Origin of the sequence: Marinomonas posidonica (assembly GCF_043643765.1) — a bacterium.
Lineage (GTDB): Bacteria > Pseudomonadota > Gammaproteobacteria > Pseudomonadales > Marinomonadaceae > Marinomonas > Marinomonas posidonica_A.
Map to the genome: position 1 here is coordinate 127,159 of NZ_JBHZSP010000007.1, position 18,923 is coordinate 146,081.

The following is an 18,923-nucleotide window of genomic DNA, read 5'->3' on the forward strand; positions in this document are numbered from 1 at the left end:
GCATGAGCCGTCAAAATACCATACAAACCGCTGAGTCTTACTTCGATTCTGGTGAGTTTTTTGCAGTATTAAAACAACGTGTCAGCATTAAAAGTGAGAGCCAAAATTTAGAGGGTTTTGATAAATTACGTCTTTATTTGGACGACATCATTGTTCCTGAATTGACTGAATTAGGGTTCGATATTCGTATTATTGCGAACCCAGTAACAGACGCGGACCAGCCGGGGTCTTGGCCATTTTTGCTAGCAGAGCGTATTGAAGACCCTGCACAAATGACATTGTTAACTTATGGTCATGGTGATGTGGTTCGTGGCTATGACGAGCAGTGGAAAGAAGGCTTATCCCCTTGGGAATTAAAAGAAGAAGGCGATCGTTGGTACGGTCGAGGGTCTGCCGACAACAAAGGTCAGCATACGATTAACCTTGCCGCGCTAAAAAAAGTAATGGCTGCCAAAGACGGAAAGTTAGGCTTTAACGTTAAGATTATTTTAGAAATGGGTGAAGAAGCGGGCTCTCCGGGTCTTGCCGAATTGTGTGAAATTCATAAAGAAGAATTGAAGGCGGATCTTTTTATTGCCTCAGATGGCCCGCGATTGAGTGCAGATCATCCGACTATCTTCCTTGGCTCTCGTGGTGGTTTTAATTTTGACCTTACTGTGAAACTTCGTGAAGGCGCTCATCACTCAGGAAACTGGGGTGGCTTGCTCAGCAACGCGGGAACGCGCTTGGCTCACGCTTGGGCGTCTATGGTGGATGTGAAAGGTAAGATTCTAATCTCCGGTTTATTGCCAGCACGTCTGCCGGATTCTGTTCGTGAGGCATTAAAAGGCATTCCTGTCGGGGAAGGCGCGAACAGCCCAGAGATCGATCTTGAGTGGGGAGAACCGGGACTTACGCCAGCAGAACAAGTGTTTGGTTGGAATACGCTGGAAATGCTGGCCTGTAAAACAGGTAATCCAGATATGCCTGTAAATGCTATTCCCGGTTACGCTAGCGCTCATTGTCAGTTGCGTTTTGTTGTAGAAAGCGACAGCCAAAACTTTTTAAAACATATTCGTGACCACCTTGATCGTCATGGTTTTAACGATGTTGAAGTCACTGATAGTGGTCATGTCATGGAGGCTACGCGTCTTGATCCTGAAGATCCTTGGGTGGATTGGGCGTTGGGTTCACTTGCTCAAACTACCGGTAAGAAACCTGTGTTACTGCCTAATTTAGGTGGCTCGCTGCCAAATGATGTGTTTGCCAATATTCTCAATTTACCCACCGTTTGGGTACCGCATTCTTACCCAGCGTGCAGTCAACATGCGCCAAATGAACACGTTCTAGCGCCCGTATGTCGTGAAGCCTTACAGATAATGACGGGGCTTTTTTGGGATTTATCCGAACAAGGCTCATCGATTCAGGCCAAACGTTAAGGAGAGCATAATGATATTATCTACAGCAAAAAAGGTAAGCAACAGCGCACTCGCACCTTATGCGGATTTACTCTGTGACTGGTTGGCAACACAAGAAGACGAGATGATCCAATGTCTACAGGAATTAGTCGATACCGACTCGAACAGCTATGACAAAGACGGCGTTGATGCGGCAGGAAAGCTGATAGCGTCTTGGTTAGAAGCCGATGGTATCGAATGTCGATGGCATAAATCTGCTAGCTCTGGCGATGTATTGGAAGCACGTATTGCTTCTGGATTTGATAAAAAAGACTCGCAGCCTGCTATCTATCTTATGGGGCATAGAGACACGGTTTTTCCCAAAGGAACGGTAGCGACGCGAGGTTTTACTCGTGACGGCATGACGGCGTTTGGGCCAGGCGTAGCAGATATGAAATCCGGTTTGGTATTGAATTGCTTCGTTTTAAGAGGTTTGCAGTATTTATTGAATAACTCTGACATCGCCGAATTGCCTCATCCTGTTGTTGGCTTATTTACTGGCGATGAAGAAATTGGCTCACCAGAAGGTCGACACGTTATTCAGCAGATGGTTAAGGGCGCGAAAGCGGTATTCAATGCCGAACCCGGTCGCATCAGTGGTAATGTTGTGTCGGCTCGAAAAGGCGGTGCGAGTTTTGAAATCTTAGTCAAAGGCAAAGCTGCGCACTCTGGTGTAAACCACGCTGATGGAGCCAGCGCAATTGGGGCTTTAGCACAGATTGTCACTGAGCTTCATGAGCTAACCAATTATGAGATTGGTGTTACCACCAATGTTGGCTTAATTCACGGGGGGATGTCCTCGAACACCGTGGCACCGGAAGCCAGTGCCAGTTTAGATTTACGTTATATTACTAAAGCGCAAATGGTCGAAGCCATGGATAACATTCAGGATATTGTCGACCAGCCGAGAATCAAAGGGGTTACGGCGTCTGTACGTTTATTATCGGCGTTTCATCCATTTGAATCGAGCATGAGTGAGGTTTTACTTAAGCATTATCAAATACAGGCAGAATCTTTAGGATTCTCGGTTGAAGGAGAGTTTACAGGAGGATGTTCTGACGCCGGTTTTACTTCTACCATGGGGGTTCCAACTTTGTGTGGTACGGGGCCTGTTGGGGCAAAAATGCATACCGAGGAGGAGCTCTGTTTACTCGATACATTTGTTCCTCGAACTCAAGCCGTTGCAAAGAGTGTTTTGCTGTTGCCTTAAAATGATATGCGCAACGTCCTGTTTTAATCAAAACCCTTTATGATTTAGATGTCTGTGATGACTATCTTCAAGTCTGTGCCGCACCGAAGTCATAACCTAGATTGCTTCTTCCCTAAACTAAACTTTGGTTGAGGACTTTACCGTTAACAGCGATACCAATCTTTGGAACTTTCGGATGTTGGCTTAGATGTGAAGCAATCGATCAACAACGCTTTTATAAGTTTGGACATTTAGCACAGTAACGACCATGATAAAATCATAACCGCCTGTTATTTGGTGGCAATGCCTCACTTCATTGGTTTTGCTAATAACGTGTTTAAAGGCGTCATACACATCTTTTCGATTCCGCTCCATTTCTACCGACACCAGCAAGGCCAGCTTATTTCCGCTCAATTCTGGTTTCACAAGAGCAACGTCACCGACGGTGATGTTGCTATCTTTTAGGTAAATAGATGAAAGCACTTGCCGTAAATATTTTTACAAGAAGATAAGCGATTAGAGTCTAAATCATGAGCTGAATATGGTTAATGTCGATTGTAACCATTCTTTAAAATGAATTGCTGCTTGGCTGGTTTGCACCCGCTTAGGGATAACTAAGTAGTAGTGTAAGCCAATGATAGACTTTGACAGCTTGTCTGTGCCTTGGGTTAACCAGCCGTTTTTAATCGAGTTTTCGACGGCAAGCTGACTGATGATAGCGATACCTTGCCCAGAAAGTGCAGCCTGAGCGGTTAGGTTTTCATCATCAAAATAGCGAATATTTGGTTGAGAGTCGACAACGATGTTTTTGATCGTTTCTTCTAATCCTAAATCAGGTAGGTTTGGATTCTTCCATTGTGTACAGAAAAAGACGACATCAGACAGATTGTGACTGTGTCTTTTCCAATAGTCAGGTGTCGCAAAGAAGCCAATTGACTCTTGAATTAAAGGTTGATGAATAAGTGCCTTGGTTTCAAGTTGTTTAGACGGCTCCCCGTAACGAATCGCTATATCGACACGTCTATCATGTTCCATATCTATAAGGGACTCTTCTGCTCTTATTTGAATGTCGATGTCAGGATGCTGCTGCTGAAAGCCCACAATATTTGGGACTAACCACATTGCTGCAAACGAGTTGGTCGTGCTGATGGTTAATGTTCGAGGAGAGCCTTTTAATTGATTAATCGTTGAGAGTAATTCCTGCAGAGATTGATTGGCAGATGTTGCCAGTAATTCGCCTTCTTTCGTTAAGATCACCGCTCGTGTTTTTCGTTCAAATAATCTTACTTTTAAGCTGTCTTCAAGTGTTCTGATTTGATGAGAAATGGCTGTCGGTGTCACATTCAATTCATTGGCGGCGTCTTTAAAGCTGTTTAATCGAGCTGCGGATTCAAAGGCTTTGATGGCATTTAAAGAAGGGAGTTGCTGAAACATAAAGGTACTCTATGGATGAGAATAACTACTTTATAGGAAAAATAAGACCATTTGTCACTAAAACGATTGCTGAACACACTATGTCTACTCACTATTAATGAAAGAGGCATAAAATATGAAAACTATTCTACATATCGACTCCAGTTTACGTCGTACTGACAACTCGATCTCTAAGTCATTTGGATGTTGTTTTATCGATACATGGCTGAATAAAAATCATCAAGACAAAGTGGTTTATCGCGACCTTGGTCTTCATCCGCCAACCTTCATTTGCCAAGATTGGATTGCAGCAGCCTTTACCTCAGAACAAAATAGAAGCAAAGCGCAGACACTAGCTTTAGCTGAGTCCGATACGTATTTTGATGAAGTAGCTCAAGCGGATGTTATTGTGATTACTGCGCCTATGTATAACTACGGTATGCCAGCGGTATTGAAGGCGTGGTTTGACCAAATGCTGAGAGTGAATAAAACCTTCACCTTTGACCTAGCGCGAGGGGATTTTCCGATTGAACCTATCTTGTCAGGCAAAACCTTAGTTTTACTGACTTCATCTGGTGAGTTTGGTTTTGGTACTGGTGGTGTACGCGAACAGATGAATCATCTTAGCCCGCACATAAAAGAGTTGGCCAAATACTTGGGTGTTGATCAGTTTTATGAAATTGGTTCGGAATACCAAGAATTTTCGGATGATCGTCACATTTTATCGGTCGAAAAAGCAAAGCAAGATATTGTCGCTTTAGTAAACCTACTGAACTGATTAGTGGCTATAAAAACAGCATGGAAGTTTATCACTTTCATGCTGTTTTTTTGATGTTGAATTTGACTAAAAGCTCAAACGATTCATTCAAAGCTCAAACAGCGTAGGTAAGAGCAGGGGATGATTGGCACCTAGAAGATGAGTGCAAGTAAGTTGAAAAGCATTAAGAGAGAGGGAGATAGTATTTATGAGCTACTCTCTGGCTAGAGACCTTGGTATTCATTTTAGTGATAATTTTTGAAAATCAATTTGTTATGTCTAAATATTTTTAGGTATGTTGTTTTTGTTTCAGCATACTACACAGTATTGAGCCTTTTCTTCAGCAGATAGGCTTTATGTGTGAACATTTTACGACGCTGATTCTTTTGCTTTTGCTTTTGCTTTTGCTTTTGCTTTTGGTGTTTCTGGTATGTTTGGCAGTTTTCTATTTAGTCCGTTAGATGACCGAGAGCGAACACTCTCATGCCGTAGATCTTGGTCTTTTTGTTAAAAGCGATCTGTCGTCGTCAAACCGCTGCGCATTAGTTTAACTCATTATAATGTGTTGCCTGATTGCGTCCTTGTGCTTTGGATTGATAAAGGGCTTGATCCGCCTGTTTCATTAGTGTGTCTGAATTGTCCGTTTGTCCTTGTGACTGGGTGACGAGACCAAGGCTGATACTTAGATGCTCTGCAACTTGGCTTTTCTTATGTTCAATATTAGCTGTAGCGATGGCTTGTATGGTTTGATGTGCTCTGTCTTTAGCCGCCGCCATATCATGGTTCGGTAGAATAGCAACGAATTCTTCTCCGCCGTAACGGGCGACCAGGCCATGATTACCTAAGGTTTCTTGTATAACACTGGCCACTTTTTGTAAGGCTGCATCGCCTTTAAGGTGACCATAGGTATCGTTATATTGTTTAAAATAATCGATATCGATAAGCAAGATGGAAAGGGAATTTTGTGTTATTTGATTCGTATCTAGATCAATTTGCAGTTGTTGATCAAAGGCACGACGATTGGCAATATTAGTTAAACTGTCGGTCAATGATAGTGCTTCTAAACGATGGGTTTGACTTTTGATGGTATTGGAAAAATGTTCAAATGCCTCAAACAGTTCATCTATCTCATCCGCTTGGGTATTGTGCTCAATTTTGGGTGTCGCCATGCCTTCAAGCTTGTTTGTCAATCGTTTGAGTCGAGAAATGACTCTTCTGTAATGAACTAATATGGCGCCTATCATAGAGGCGAAAATCAGTAAGGCTGTTATTAGCCAGCTTTTTTGTTTTTCTATATCTTTCGTTAAATCCACAACCTCTTGTTTTAAGTTAGCGGTTTCATTGAAAGCCAGCTGGTCATTTACATTCGTGTAGTCTTCGACCAATTTGCGAATAAAATGTTCTCGACCTCGGGTACGCCCCGCAATTTTCAGATAACTTTTTTGAAGGTTAATCAAGCCTTGTTCTGAGACGAGAGCAAGGCGTAATTGATCATTAAATTGCAATAAAAACAATTGCAAATCTGGTTGCGATTGCTTGGCATAGGAGTCTAAGGTTTCTAATAGTATATTGGCCTTTTGCTCAAGTAATGATAGTTCGTTAAGGCGTTCTAAATGAGCGCTTTGATAGGCTAGTCCAATACTTTTACTGAAGTTGAGCTGCCATAGAGTAAGGGCCTCGCTTTTATAATGGTTAGGCCGTAGATGTTGATTGGCAACGCTTTGAAAATGAATTAATTGGTCCAGTGTGTTCGAAATTTGTTCTGCTAAATTGAGTTTGCGATCAATAAATTGTGTCAGTTGGCTGACTTCTTCTTGTAGGCTTTTTAATTGCAGTGTTTCTGTAGGGTTGTTTCTAGCTTTATAGGCTTGATCAGCCGTTTCGTTTATTTTGATTTGGACTTCTTGTTGAGCAATACGACGGGCTGCTGGGCTATTGGCCTTGGTGAGTTGCTCAATCGCTAAAAACAGTTCAGTGGATAAAATGGCGGTTTCACTGGCATTTGCCATAGAGGGTAGGGTGTTATTAGACAGTTCGTGCAGAATACTTTGGGTTTCTTCAAGTTTTTTTTGCAGTACATAGCCGACGGCAACAAACAGCATAATGACAACAAGTAAGAGTAGGCTGAATTGCTTTTTTAACGTTATTTTAAATGGCCAGTGCAAATGAGGCTCCTATTTTCTTTTAGTGTATGTCTTGTAATCGGCCATCTATTCTGGGGGAAATGATTTTTTCATTATATACCTTTTCTAATATGAGATCGGATAGGATTAAACTGGATGGTTTTTTGTAATCAAAATGCTGGCTCTGAATGAACATCTCAAATCCGTCCCCGCCATTTTTAAGATAATCAAGGGTGGCCAATTTATAGGTTAATTCCGGTTCGATTGGTCTTCCTTCGAATGACACTGATACTAATCTGTTGCCAATGGGCTGCTTACTGTTATAGATCACTTGTATACCAGATACTTGAAGAAATTGTCCGCTGGTTGTGGCTAAACCAGATAGACCGTGTTCTAAGGCTTGTAATATTTGTTGGCCTTTAGCTTCTATTAACACCATGGTATTACGATAAGGCATGATGCTGCGAATGTCTTTGATAGAAAGCTGGCTACCAGCAGGATAGCGTTTGTTTCCTCGTAATGTCCCGCTATTTAATAGACTGATGTCCGCCCCTGTAAAGTCTTTTAAGGTATCTGCTACAAAATTGGCAAAAGCATTTTCTGTGGTTCTTATGTCGTGCCTAATCAAGTTGATATTCGTACTGGTAGTGCCAATGGTTTTTGATAGTAAGGTACTTAATCGACTCCCATAATCCATCTCTTGAGACAATACATCTGCTTTAGATGCTAAACTTCTCAGATCGATTTCTTGTTTGGTTATTTGGACTTCTCTGTACCCAGTATTGACTGGTGTTATGTCTAATATTAGCGCATAAGCAGTTTGGCTTAATATTATATTACGCGGATGGTGTGGATGATTATAATATGGTGTCAAATGGAAGTTTTGATCAACGAATAATGCCAGATCAATGATGCCTTTTTTCAGCCATTCATCTACCTGAGGAGAGTAAGTGGAGTAGTGCATAATAATAAAGTCTACCCCTTGTTGCCTTAATGTTTGAGCTGTGTTTTTCACGGTCGCCTGAGGAGGTAGAATCTGTACTCGGTCAGTGGGGTATTTTTGGGTGATATTTGGAGAAACAATAGACAAAAAACCAAGTTTAACCTCATTTTGTTGGAGGATACTGTAGGTTTTCAGACCTTCAAGATTGCCATTTGTTAGAGGGTCATACAAGTTGCTAGAAACAATAGGAAATGAAGCTTCGTAGGAGCGTAATGTCAGCTCATCTTCTTGGTAGCTGAACTCGCGTTTTGAGACTCCCATGACATTAGGACTAAGGCTGTTTAATAGGTCGATAATATGTGATCCTCGATCCATTGAAGACAACATACTAGGTCCTAAGCTTTCTCCACCAAAAATAAAAAAGACATTGTCTTTTTGTTGTCTTTGTTGCTCAACTAGAGTCGCTAATTGCGCATAAGTGCCTTGTTTTGCATCATTGATAACTGACATTTCAGCATCGAATATAAGTGTAAACGAAGAGTGTGCCCAAGCACTGTGGGTGATTAAAAAAGAAGCAAATAGTGCAAATAGTCTGTTTTCTATAAGTCGCCAAGCTGTTTGTATGATACGCATAAAATATTTATTCTAACTAAGGGCACGGTTCAAGATGGAGGTCATTTTATCGTCTTCTCTTCAAGTTATAGCATATTAAAGTGCTTTTAGGAGGAGTTTCTCTGTGGTGAGAAACTTAGAGTTAGGCTTCAATCCAGCTGTCTATTTGCCGATGAAAGGAATTTGTAATAATCGCTTGCTATTCCTTGTTGGTAGGTCTTAGTAGGTAGGAGGAAGAGGGTATTACTTGCTGATGAACGTGATTATGTCAAAATCCACATAGCGGAATCAAGTTGTCATTATTAAGAGGATTTGATTCCGCTCCAAGCCGAATTATTGTGGTGTGAGATAGGTTTTTAGGAAGTCATCAAAGTCCAACGAATCGGCCGCTTCAATGGCCTGTTGTTCCTCAATAGAGGCGTCCGCTTTAGTGGCGAATGCTTGTTTTATTTCGGCTGAAAGCGGACGCGTTAACCAGTCAGCTTGTTGCTGCTTTGATAGTTCCAGCATGGCATTTTGGTAGCCTTGGTGGTTTTCGCAAAGGCTGAGCATTTGTGCCGATGGTAATTTTGCTTCGTCTTTTAGCTTATCTGCTTGTTGTTGGACGGCATCTAGATATGCTGTGTTACCTGTTTGGCTTGTAAGAAATTGTGCCACTTGCAATAAGGCTTCGATCACAGTGTTAGCTTTGTCACGAAGTTTCACCCCCCCGTGACCAAAGTCGAATGCCATGTCCAGATCTCGTCCATGGGACGCGATTTGTTGCTGCAGTTCTCTCAATTTATTGCATTCATGTGCATCCAAGTGTTCATCACCACGCAACATACAATACAGCAGAAATACATCAAGAAAGTAGAGTGTGGCGGTTTGCATGCCGATTGGAGAGCTTGGATCTAGGTCCATGATACGCACTTCGATGTACTCAACGCCACGAGATTGAAGTGCTGCACTTGGGTGCTCACCGGGTTGGGTGACGCGTTTTGGGCGAATGTCGCTGTAGTATTCGTTTTCAATCTGCAATAGGTTGGTATTCAGCTGACGATATTGTCCATCTACCTTTAAGCCAATGTTCTGATACTTCTGATAAGGCGTTTGTAAGGCTTTTTTGATGGTGCTGATGTAAGTATCGACTTCATTATAGCAAACGTATAAATCCGCTTGAGCCTTATTTTGGTAGCCTAAGTCGCTCATTCTTAATGAGGTTGCTTTTGGTCCAAACCAAGTTCTCTCTTGTAGTGTGCTAAGAGCGTCAGGCTTATCTTTTAAAAAGCTTTCGTCAATGGCAGGCGAGGCACCAAATAAGAGTGAAAGTAACCAAGAGTGACGTCGAAAGTTTCGAATCAAAGCAAAGTAGCTATCGGACTGAAATTTTTGCTTATCGGCTTCTGAGAGATTGGTATGGCCTTTATAGGTTTCAAGAAAGGACCAAAAGCTCTCATCAAAGGAGAAGTTGTAATGCATGCCAGCGATGCATTGCATAATACGACCGTATCGATTGGAAAGGCCTTCACGGTAAACTCGTTTTAGTTTGCCGGTATTGGATTCACCATAATAAGCAATTGGTACATCGTCGTTACCCTCTAAAAAACAAGGCATACTGGCTGGCCAGAGGGATTCGTTTAGTTGGTTCAATTCGTGGTTAACGAGGTTGTGGATGTCTTCTAATTCTTGAGTTACCCCTTCCACACTTGGGTGCACTTGTGTAATGAACTCCATAAGCGCTTCAGAGTAGTCTGTTGTAATGGCGCTATGGGTTAAAGCTGAACCAAGACTTTTAGGGTGTGGTTTATGGGAAATTCGCCCGCTTGAACGGTCAACTCGTAACGCTTCTCGTTCTACACCACGATGGAAAGTGATGGCTGTAGAGGAGTCAGACTGCTGGCAAAAATCCGCTAATGCTTGTAGTGCATTGGTTAAGGTGGTCAAGAAGTGTTCCTTCTACAAATACGGCTAAATAAAATTTTTCAGATTGTACTCGGCCTAGCTTGCATGCGGCAAGTTATCCCTAACAGTGTGCACAAAAGTTGCAGACTTGACCTCTGTAATATATAGCAGAAAGACCATAGATGAATGACGGATAAGCCGCTAATCTACGCTTTTTAATAAATGACCATTCGCACAGTTTTGTGAATAATCCCCTGACATAGCGTGGATTAGATTATCGACAGCACAAGTAATCATTTTATGGCGCGTTTCCACTGTGGCAGAGCCTATGTGTGGAAAGAGCACAGCATTGTCTAATTGGCATAATGGGGAATCGGCAGGCAAAGGTTCTTGTTGAAAAACATCCAATCCCGCGGCTCGAATTTGCTGGTTCTGTAGTGCTTGTATCAAGGCTGCTTCGTCTATAACCCTGCCTCTTGAACCATTAATAAAGATGCTGTCGGTTTTCATCAAAGCAAATTCTCGCGCGCCAATCATACCTTCTGTTTCCAGTGTTAATGGTGTCATAACGCAGACAAAGTCTGAGCTAGCAAGTAAGCTGTCAATGTCCATATAACTTGCTTGATAGGACTGTTCTGCATCTGGATTACGACGACGATTGGTGTATTGAATTTTCATGTCAAAGCCTAAGTGTGCGCGTTTTGCCAAGGCTTGACCAATCCGTCCCATACCAATAATGCCCAGCGTTTTACCATGTACATCGGTGCCGTAAAGTTCAGGACCTACCGTCTGTTTCCAGCGACCTTCTTTTACCATGCAAGACAGTTCAACGGCGCGTCTGGCAGTACACATAATCAAAGCAAACAGAGTATCGGCGGTGGTTTCGTTGAGTACGCCAGGAGTGTGCATCACAGGGATGTTACGACGTGCAAGATAGTTTAAATCATATTGATCTGTGCCAACGGAAATAGTGGAAGCTACTTTAAGATTGACGGCCTGTTCAAGTTGTTCTTTTGATAGTTTGATACCTGAGCCGCCAAGGATGCCTTCTGCTTCTCGTAAAGCGGCCAAGAATTCATCTTCATTATGACCATGAAAACCATCGAATGCCATGACTTCAAAGTGCCTTGCAAGACGCTGTCGTTCGTCATTAGGAAGGGGTTTATAGAGCAGTACTTTGGGCTTCATGTTTATTCACCTTTTCTAATTGATTCAGTACGTCTCTTGTTGGTAAGCCTTCACTGTCCCCGCGAACCTGTACGGTTAAAGAGCCTAGCAAATTTCCTCGGCGTGCCGCTTGAGCAATATCTTGGCCGTCCAATAAAGCGGAAATGACACCAACTGCGAAACTGTCTCCAGCCCCTACCGTATCAACTACTGTGTCGACAGGGAACCCAGCCACCGTACCAAATTCACCTTTGTTGGTTTTATAGTATGCGCCTTGACTACCAAGTTTTACTACCACAGCTTGACTGCCATGACGCAAGTAAAAGTCGGCAATTGCTTCAGGTTGATCGCTTCCTGCAAGGATCTTTCCTTCTTCAATGCCGGGTAAAACGATGTCACTTGCAAAGGCAAAATCATTGATCTCTTTAATCATGGTAGCTTGATCTGGCCACAAAGCTGGACGCAAATTGGTATCGAAAGAAACTCGACAACCTTGTGCTTTGGCCAGTTTCAATGCTTTCTTTGCCGCACCGCGAAGTGTTTCGGAAACGGCAACAGATACACCGGTAAGATGCAAGTGAGGTTGCGGATGAAAGAGTTCACTATCAATATCGTCGGTGTTTAAGGTCGAAGCCGCCGAGTTGCGACGATAATATTCCACCTTTGGGTCACTGCCATCCGTGACGTTGGATTTAAGCATGAAGCCCGTGTTATTGGTGGTACTCTCTAAAATGTAATTGGCCTGAATCTTTTCGTGCTGAGCCGACTGCTTGATAAAGTCTCCGAAACTGTCATTACCGACTTTAGTGACATACGTCGAATGAAATCCCAGCCTTGCCATACCAATAGCGACATTGACTTCAGCGCCAGCGAGAGATCGGGAAAATGAAGTCACTTGTGACAATTCTCCAGGGGTGTTCGCCACAAACATGGTCATGGCTTCCCCTATGGTGACAAAGCTTGGCGTATTTGACATGGTAAACCCCTTTTAGTTTATCGTTATTATTGGAATGAATGACTATAAATGGAACCGGTTCCATTTTCAATCTTAGTGAAACTCGGTCGGCTTTTTGGTCGTCTATTTAAGTGGATTCTCGAACGATAAGCTCAGCGGAAAGTGTTAGGTGTTGTGGTGCTTCTTGACTGCCTTGAATGCGAGTTAGTAGGCGCTCACACGCAGTTTGGCCTATGACTTTAGAAGGCTGTCGCATGACAGTGATACCGCCTTCAAATAGTTGCGCCCATTCAGGATCATCAATGCCGATTAAACCAATGTCACGGCGGATTTGTAGATTAAGCACCTTCAAGGCTTTTGCTGTGCTCATCATAGCAACGCCATTGGTGGTGAAGATGGCTTTCTTTTGTTGAGGAAATGCTGCCGTGAATGTTGTGATGGCTTGTGCGATGGAATCAACACACATTTTATCCATTTCAAACACTTGGTGTTGGAGTCTTGTATTTTGGTCAAAAAAGTCACTTATTGCGTTCACTCGTGCTTGCCTTGGCTCAACTTCTAATGATTCTGTGATGACCAATAGTGCATCATAAGATTCGCTGAATAGATGCTGACAGGCTTGAGTAGCGGCTTGATGATTATCCAGTCCAACTGAATCATATCCGAGAGAAGTATTGATTCTGTCTACCAGTACCAATGGGCAACTTAGGGTTTGAAAATGAGTGACTTGTTTGGGGGTCATACCTGCTGTGTTGATAATTAATCCATCGACACGATGAGCTTCCAATAAACTTAAATATTGTGCTTGTAGGTCCTGCTGATTATTGGTGTTGCATACCATCAACATATAACCCTGCTGACGACAGACATCTTCAATACCTTGCAAAACATCAATGGAATAAGGGTTGGTTACATCCGCTAATAACAGACCAATCAATTTTGATTGTCCTGCTTTTAACATGCGAGCAGATTGATTCGGGCGGTAATCCAGCATTTTGATGGCATTAGCAATTTTATCTACCATTTGCTCTGATAGTTTATTCTGCTCGCCGTTTAAATATCGTGACACACTGGTTTTGCCAACATTGGCATGTTTGGCAACATCGGAGATGGTGGCGAAGCCTTTTTTCTTTTGCAAAGCGGTTCTCGAAAACAATGAAGAAGGGCATTTACTCTAATGTATGCAGGGTGTTTTAGGCAATTTTTCTGTCATCACTTGTTTGGGTTTATGGGTCAACGTAGCTTAACGTTCCAACAAGAGTGAAAGCTTGATAACCATTAAGGGACTACTAGATCGGCCATTAATAAAATCGACCCTTAACCTCGAATTTGATGATTACTACTTATCGAATGACTTACTTATAGTAGGCGTTATTAATAGCGTAATTTTGTCAGAATTTAGTAGGTGATTAGGGTGACAGAGAAGAGAAAAATAGGTCTTGGAACTAAGGCAGTATGGGGTGGTGAAGAAGACGGGCATCCATATCGAGCAACGCAAACACCTATTGTCGCGAGTGCGGCTTACGGCTATCAAGATATCGATCATTGGTATGATGTAGCATTAGGTGACGCTCCTGGTTTTATTTATAGTCGAATGAGTAACCCGACGGTTGAAACTCTTGAAGCTAAAATTTGCTCCTTGGAAAAAGCGGAGTCAGCCGTGGCTTTTAGTACTGGCATGGCCGCTATTAGTAGTGCGCTATATACCTTTCTACAAAATGGTAGCCGTGTGGTGTCCACCAAAGACAGCTATGGCGGAACGAATAAAGTATTCGAAGAGTTTTTACCGCGTATGGGGGTAGAGGTGGTGTTATGTGAGACTCATAGTCATGAGCAGATAGAAGCAGAAATTGCCAAAGGCTGCGATGTACTTTATCTGGAAACCCCCACCAACCCGACGTTAAAAATTGTCGATATTAAGCGTTTAACCGCAGCGGCTAAAAAGGTAGGTGCCATTGTCATGGCGGATAATACCTTTGCTACGCCGTTGAACCAAAACCCGTTGGCTTTGGGGGTGGATATTGTGATTCACAGTGCGACCAAGTTTTTAAGTGGTCATGCTGATGCTATGGGCGGCTTGGTCTGTGGTTCAGAAGCCTTGATGGTGAAGGTCAGACATTATCGTGAAATAAACGGTGCTTCATTGGACCCATTTTCGGCTTATTTGATTATTCGTGGCATCAAAACGTTAGCTTTGCGAATTCGTCAGCAGCAAGCAAGTGCACAAGCCATTGCCGAATTTTTGCTGACTGAGCCGATGGTGGAGGCTGTGAATTACCCAGGGTTAGCAAATCACAAGGGTCATCAAATTGCTTGTGAGCAAATGCACGGTTTTGGTGCTATGGTTAGTTTTGTGCTCTCAGGAGGTATGGAGATCGTGACACGTTTACTACCGCAATTGCAGTACGCGCATTGTGCGGGTAACTTGGGGGCCGTCGAAACCATTTATGGTCCAGCGAGAACCACGAGTCATGTGGAAAACACGTTAGAAGAACGTCAGGCTTTGGGGATTTCTGAGGGGTTAGTGCGAATTTCTGTGGGCATTGAAGAGACTGAAGATTTAATTTTTGATCTTAAGCAGGCATTTGAGTTTGTTCGGAATGCTTCTTGCAGGTAAGCTTGCTTGAAGCACTAGGACGCAAGCTCATTTTAATACAGTAGAAATTCCGTATTTCCTAAGGACTGTTTTAATGAATTTATGTATTATGTGCGGCCAGTTATAACACTATGATAATAAATGTTGGGAAAGTTCGAGTCAGTCGTCTTTCTTAACCCACAATTTAAATTGGGGACATGAAACAATGAAAAAAGTACTGATTGCTTTTGCTGCTATGGTCAGCGCAACGGTTGCGTCTGCTTCAGACATTAACCTTTGGGAAAAATCCACTTTGAATGAAATCCTAACACGTGGCGAGCTGCAAGTGTGTCTTGAAGCGGGTTACATTCCTTTTGATATGCGTGACAAAAAAGGCAACATTGTTGGCTTTGACGTGGATATCGCAAAATCAATGGCGAAAGCGATGGGTGTAAAAGTAGACCTACGTAACACTGCTTGGGATGGCATTATTCCAGCGCTGTTAACTGGCAAGTGTGACATCATCATTTCTGGTATGACTATCACGGCTGAGCGTAACTTAAAAGTTAACTTTACTGACCCCTACATCATTGTTGGTCAAACGATTCTGTTGAATCCTAAACTGGAAGGCAAAGTTAAGTCATACCGTGATTTGAATAATAGCCAATACACAGTAGCGACTAAATTAGGCACAACGGCAGATTACGCGGCGAAGAAATACCTAAGCAAAGCGAAACTTAACCTGTTTGAAACAGAGTCTGAGGGTGCTTTGGAAGTGATTAATGGTAATGCGGATGCATTTGTTTATGACCTACCATACAACTCAGTTTACTCCGCTCAAAACTCGTCTAAGGTTGTTCACCTAGATACTCCTTTCACTTACGAGCCTCTTGGTATGGCCGTTCGTAAAGGTGATCCAGACTTCATGAACTTCCTAAACAACTACCTAACTCAGATCAAAGGCGATGGGACTTACGATAAAATTTACAACAAATGGTTCGTAAGTGATGCATGGATGAAAAACATCCAGTAAAATCCGCTCCTGTTATAAAAAGTGGCGCTGACAGCGCCACTTTTTGTTTTCATAACAGCTAGCGATTCACCTTAGTTAAGGTGGCTAGTGTCCTAGTAGGTTTGGATGCCTATTCTTAATTTAAGTTGGAAACACGACGGGGAACCTCTCATCGATGGAAAATAAATCACACCTGCTTTTATGGAAAGGCTTATTTTTGCTGATCCTAGTTGGATTGGGCTTTGGTATTTACGCCTCCAGTAAAAGCATTGATTACACTTGGCGTTGGGAACGTATTCCCCAATACATTGTGAGTACTGAGCCGACTGAAATTCGGGCACCTTTTGATGGCACGGCTTATGTAGACGATGCAACCAATACCATCACGATTGAATCCGATATTGGTCTTGACCCTTTGATCATCAAGGATTTTGATGAGGCCATGATCTATGATGGTGATTTAGTGTTTGAAGGCGATGCCGTCGCTGAGCAAACCGGTTGGACTATTGGACCCATTACCTGGGGCTTATGGATTACACTGAAATTGTCTGTGGTTTCACTGATTTTTGCAGTCATTATTGGCTTGTTTACCGGTCTGGCTCGTATTTCTCATAATCCAGTACTGCGTTATCTCGCCATTACCTATATTGAGTTGATTCGTGGTACGCCGCTTCTGGTACAGATTTTCATCTTCTATTTCTTTATTGGTACCGTATTAAGTTTGGACCGCTTCACAGCAGGTGTCGCCGCGCTTTCTGTTTTTACTGGGGCTTATATTGCTGAGATCGTTCGTTCTGGTATTCAATCAATCCACCCAGGACAAATGGAAGCGGCTCGTAGTTTGGGGATGAACTATGTTCAAGCCATGGTGAATGTTATTTTGCCACAGGCGTTTAAGCGAACATTGCCACCGATGGCTGGTCAGTTCATTAACTTGATTAAAGACTCCTCTTTGGTGTCTGTTATTTCGATTACCGATTTGACCAAAGCGGGTCGTGAAGTCGTGAGTTCTACTTTCGCGCCTTTTGAAGTTTGGTTTACGGTAGCCCTATTGTACTTAGTGTTAACGGGTGCGTTATCTTGGGCGATTCAATATCTAGAGAAGAGGTTGTCAGCCAGTGACTAAGCAAGTAGACGAGCGAATTATTCGCGCCGAAAATGTCGACAAAATTTATCCAAATGGCTGTCATGCGTTGAAACAGGTGTCTTTGGACATTAAGCGCGGTGAAGTGGTGGTCATTATTGGTCCTAGTGGTTCCGGTAAGTCAACTTTTTTGCGCACATTGAACCAGCTGGAAACCATTTCAAAAGGCACAATTCTGATTGATGATGTTAGCTTGACTGACAAGAAAACCAACATCAATAAAGTTCGTGAAGAAGTGGGCATGGTGTTCCAATCTTTCAACTTATTTCCACATAAAACCGCTTTAGGCAATGTCATGTTGTCGCCGATCAAGGTATTAAAAAAGTCTAAACAGGAAGCAGACAGCGAAGGCCGTGAACTACTGAAACGTGTGGGCTTGGCAGAGCGTATGAATAACTACCCATCGCACTTGTCCGGTGGTCAGCAGCAACGTGTTGCCATTGCTCGTGCACTGGCAATGATGCCAAAAATTATGTTGTTTGATGAGCCAACCAGTGCCCTTGATCCTGAAATGGTTGGGGAAGTGTTGGATGTCATGAAAAGTCTTGCCAGTGACGGTATGACCATGGTGGTTGTGACTCACGAAATGGGCTTTGCCCGTGAAGTGGCGGATCGCGTCGTCTTTATGGAAGATGGGGAGTTGGTCTTTGAAGAGTCGCCAGAGCGTTTCTTTGAATCGGATAACCCACGCTTACAGCGTTTCCTTGGTCAAGTGCTATAAGCGCTTAGACTTTATGTCTACCGTGCTTTCGGTTAAAGTCGCCTTGCTCTTTATGATCAAGGCGACTTGCTAGGCACCGAGTATGAATCAAAAATCTCTCCCTCCCTTAAATTGGCTACATACCTTTGAAGCGTCTGCACGCCATCTTAATTTTACGCATGCTGCGGCTGAATTGTGTCTGACTCAAGGCGCGGTTAGTCAGCACATACGCTTGCTCGAAAGTCATCTTGGCACAGCGCTTTTTCAACGTTTGCCTCGTGGCTTGACCCTGACCAAAGATGGTCGAGCGTATTACCCTGTTGTGCAAGACGCCATTAGCCGTTTGTCTGTTGGTACCAGCGAGATTTTCTCTCCAGATAATCAAAGTATTGTTAAAGTGCGTGGTAGCTTGTCCTTTTTTAGCTATTGGTTGGCCCCCAAATTAGCCGACTTCAATGCGTTATATCCTCATATAGACATTCGTTATGCGAGCCATATCTGGTTGGCGGAATGGGATGCTGAAGAGGACATGGAAATCCGTTGGGGGCACGGTGACTGGCAAGGTTTGTTGTCGCAGCGTCTAACATGGGATAGCTTGATGCCCGTCTGCTCACCTGGTTTGCTGCAGAGTAATCGCTTAGCGTCGCCAGCGGATTTGGCTCATCATACTTTATTGCATGTACTTGGCTATGAAGAAGGCTGGGGGTATTGGCTTAATATTATGGGGGAAGATAAGGTCGATTTTTCCAAAGGCATGCAGTTTGATACCTTAGTCTCGACGCTACGTATGGCGGAACTGGGGCAAGGTGTGGCACTGGCAAGATCGTCTATGGTTGAAGATTTGATTGCAGAAGGGCGCTTGATTGCTCCTTTTAAGAAAAATATTGAAGCCAGTGAGTCATTCTATTTAGTGAAAGCGTCGAGCGCGACATTACCTTCCGCAGCACAAGTGTTTTTTGATTGGTTATTAGAACAGGCTCACAGAGGTAAACCTGTTTAAAGATAAAATCAGT

General features: G+C 43.0%; 16 protein-coding genes. 8 read left to right on the forward strand and 8 right to left on the reverse strand.

Features of this window, described 5'->3' with window-relative positions:
* Positions 1-2 precede the first annotated feature (2 nt).
* Positions 3-1,418 (forward strand): M20 family metallopeptidase, encoded by a 1,416-nt coding sequence (locus ACHUFM_RS09700; protein WP_394181824.1) that lies wholly within the window; start codon positions 3-5, stop codon positions 1,416-1,418.
* A gap of 10 nt (positions 1,419-1,428) precedes the next feature.
* Positions 1,429-2,646, forward strand: coding sequence for a M20 family metallopeptidase (locus ACHUFM_RS09705; protein WP_394181826.1), 1,218 nt, complete (start codon positions 1,429-1,431; stop codon positions 2,644-2,646).
* 183 nt (positions 2,647-2,829) lie between these two features.
* Here the strand turns inward: ACHUFM_RS09705 and ACHUFM_RS09710 are convergent, their stop codons facing one another.
* A complete protein-coding gene (locus ACHUFM_RS09710) occupies positions 2,830-3,108 on the reverse strand; it encodes an Lrp/AsnC family transcriptional regulator (RefSeq protein WP_394181828.1) in 279 nt (92 codons plus the stop codon).
* A 45-nt stretch (positions 3,109-3,153) separates the two neighbouring features.
* On the reverse strand, positions 3,154-4,059 hold the full coding sequence (locus ACHUFM_RS09715; protein WP_394181830.1) for a LysR substrate-binding domain-containing protein: 906 nt from the start codon (positions 4,057-4,059) through the stop codon (positions 3,154-3,156).
* Between the two features lie 115 nt (positions 4,060-4,174).
* Between ACHUFM_RS09715 and ACHUFM_RS09720 the strand changes: the two genes are divergently transcribed.
* Complete coding sequence (locus ACHUFM_RS09720) at positions 4,175-4,816, forward strand: FMN-dependent NADH-azoreductase (RefSeq protein WP_394181832.1); 642 nt, start codon at positions 4,175-4,177, stop codon at positions 4,814-4,816.
* 521 nt (positions 4,817-5,337) lie between these two features.
* Here the strand turns inward: ACHUFM_RS09720 and ACHUFM_RS09725 are convergent.
* From ACHUFM_RS09725 to ACHUFM_RS09750, 6 genes are all read right to left on the reverse strand, one after another.
* On the reverse strand, positions 5,338-6,960 hold the full coding sequence (locus ACHUFM_RS09725) for a diguanylate cyclase domain-containing protein (protein ID WP_394181834.1): 1,623 nt from the start codon (positions 6,958-6,960) through the stop codon (positions 5,338-5,340).
* A 19-nt stretch (positions 6,961-6,979) separates the two neighbouring features.
* Entirely contained in the window at positions 6,980-8,494 is a 1,515-nt protein-coding gene (locus tag ACHUFM_RS09730) for a bifunctional metallophosphatase/5'-nucleotidase (protein WP_394181836.1), read from the reverse strand.
* Between the two features lie 312 nt (positions 8,495-8,806).
* Positions 8,807-10,399: a glutamate--cysteine ligase gene (gene gshA / locus ACHUFM_RS09735; protein WP_394181838.1), complete on the reverse strand. Its 1,593-nt coding sequence runs from the start codon at positions 10,397-10,399 to the stop codon at positions 8,807-8,809.
* A gap of 159 nt (positions 10,400-10,558) precedes the next feature.
* Positions 10,559-11,545 (reverse strand): 2-hydroxyacid dehydrogenase, encoded by a 987-nt coding sequence (locus tag ACHUFM_RS09740; protein ID WP_394181840.1) that lies wholly within the window; start codon positions 11,543-11,545, stop codon positions 10,559-10,561.
* Positions 11,520-12,500, reverse strand: coding sequence for a sugar kinase (locus tag ACHUFM_RS09745; RefSeq protein WP_394181842.1), 981 nt, complete (start codon positions 12,498-12,500; stop codon positions 11,520-11,522). Before ACHUFM_RS09745 ends, ACHUFM_RS09740 begins: the two co-directional genes overlap by 26 nt.
* Before the next feature lie 106 nt (positions 12,501-12,606).
* Positions 12,607-13,617, reverse strand: coding sequence for a LacI family DNA-binding transcriptional regulator (locus ACHUFM_RS09750; RefSeq protein ID WP_394181844.1), 1,011 nt, complete (start codon positions 13,615-13,617; stop codon positions 12,607-12,609).
* 276 nt (positions 13,618-13,893) lie between these two features.
* Here ACHUFM_RS09750 and ACHUFM_RS09755 point away from each other — a divergent pair, with 276 nt between their 5' ends.
* From ACHUFM_RS09755 to ACHUFM_RS09775, 5 genes are all read left to right on the forward strand, one after another.
* Entirely contained in the window at positions 13,894-15,096 is a 1,203-nt protein-coding gene (locus ACHUFM_RS09755; RefSeq protein ID WP_394181846.1) for a cystathionine gamma-synthase family protein, read from the forward strand.
* 184 nt (positions 15,097-15,280) lie between these two features.
* The gene (locus ACHUFM_RS09760) at positions 15,281-16,087 is read left to right on the forward strand and encodes a transporter substrate-binding domain-containing protein (protein ID WP_394181848.1); all 807 of its coding nucleotides are present in this window, start codon (positions 15,281-15,283) and stop codon (positions 16,085-16,087) included.
* A gap of 154 nt (positions 16,088-16,241) precedes the next feature.
* Complete coding sequence (locus ACHUFM_RS09765) at positions 16,242-17,192, forward strand: amino acid ABC transporter permease (RefSeq protein WP_394181850.1); 951 nt, start codon at positions 16,242-16,244, stop codon at positions 17,190-17,192.
* The gene (locus ACHUFM_RS09770) at positions 17,185-17,931 is read left to right on the forward strand and encodes an amino acid ABC transporter ATP-binding protein (protein ID WP_463514363.1); all 747 of its coding nucleotides are present in this window, start codon (positions 17,185-17,187) and stop codon (positions 17,929-17,931) included. Before ACHUFM_RS09765 ends, ACHUFM_RS09770 begins: the two co-directional genes overlap by 8 nt.
* 82 nt (positions 17,932-18,013) lie before the next feature.
* Positions 18,014-18,910, forward strand: coding sequence for a LysR substrate-binding domain-containing protein (locus ACHUFM_RS09775; protein WP_394181852.1), 897 nt, complete (start codon positions 18,014-18,016; stop codon positions 18,908-18,910).
* Positions 18,911-18,923 lie beyond the last annotated feature (13 nt).

Bases quoted from the DNA above. Each gene is read 5' to 3' on its own strand.
- ACHUFM_RS09760 (WP_394181848.1), top strand. From the start codon at position 15,281: ATGAAAAAAGTACTGATTGCTTTTGCTGCTATGGTCAGCGCAACGGTT.
- ACHUFM_RS09765 (WP_394181850.1), top strand. From the start codon at position 16,242: ATGGAAAATAAATCACACCTGCTTTTATGGAAAGGCTTATTTTTGCTG.
- ACHUFM_RS09730 (WP_394181836.1), bottom strand. From the start codon at position 8,494: ATGCGTATCATACAAACAGCTTGGCGACTTATAGAAAACAGACTATTT.
- ACHUFM_RS09775 (WP_394181852.1), top strand. From the start codon at position 18,014: ATGAATCAAAAATCTCTCCCTCCCTTAAATTGGCTACATACCTTTGAA.
- ACHUFM_RS09720 (WP_394181832.1), top strand. From the start codon at position 4,175: ATGAAAACTATTCTACATATCGACTCCAGTTTACGTCGTACTGACAAC.
- ACHUFM_RS09745 (WP_394181842.1), bottom strand. From the start codon at position 12,500: ATGTCAAATACGCCAAGCTTTGTCACCATAGGGGAAGCCATGACCATG.
- ACHUFM_RS09740 (WP_394181840.1), bottom strand. From the start codon at position 11,545: ATGAAGCCCAAAGTACTGCTCTATAAACCCCTTCCTAATGACGAACGA.
- ACHUFM_RS09700 (WP_394181824.1), top strand. From the start codon at position 3: ATGAGCCGTCAAAATACCATACAAACCGCTGAGTCTTACTTCGATTCT.
- ACHUFM_RS09705 (WP_394181826.1), top strand. From the start codon at position 1,429: ATGATATTATCTACAGCAAAAAAGGTAAGCAACAGCGCACTCGCACCT.
- ACHUFM_RS09715 (WP_394181830.1), bottom strand. From the start codon at position 4,059: ATGTTTCAGCAACTCCCTTCTTTAAATGCCATCAAAGCCTTTGAATCC.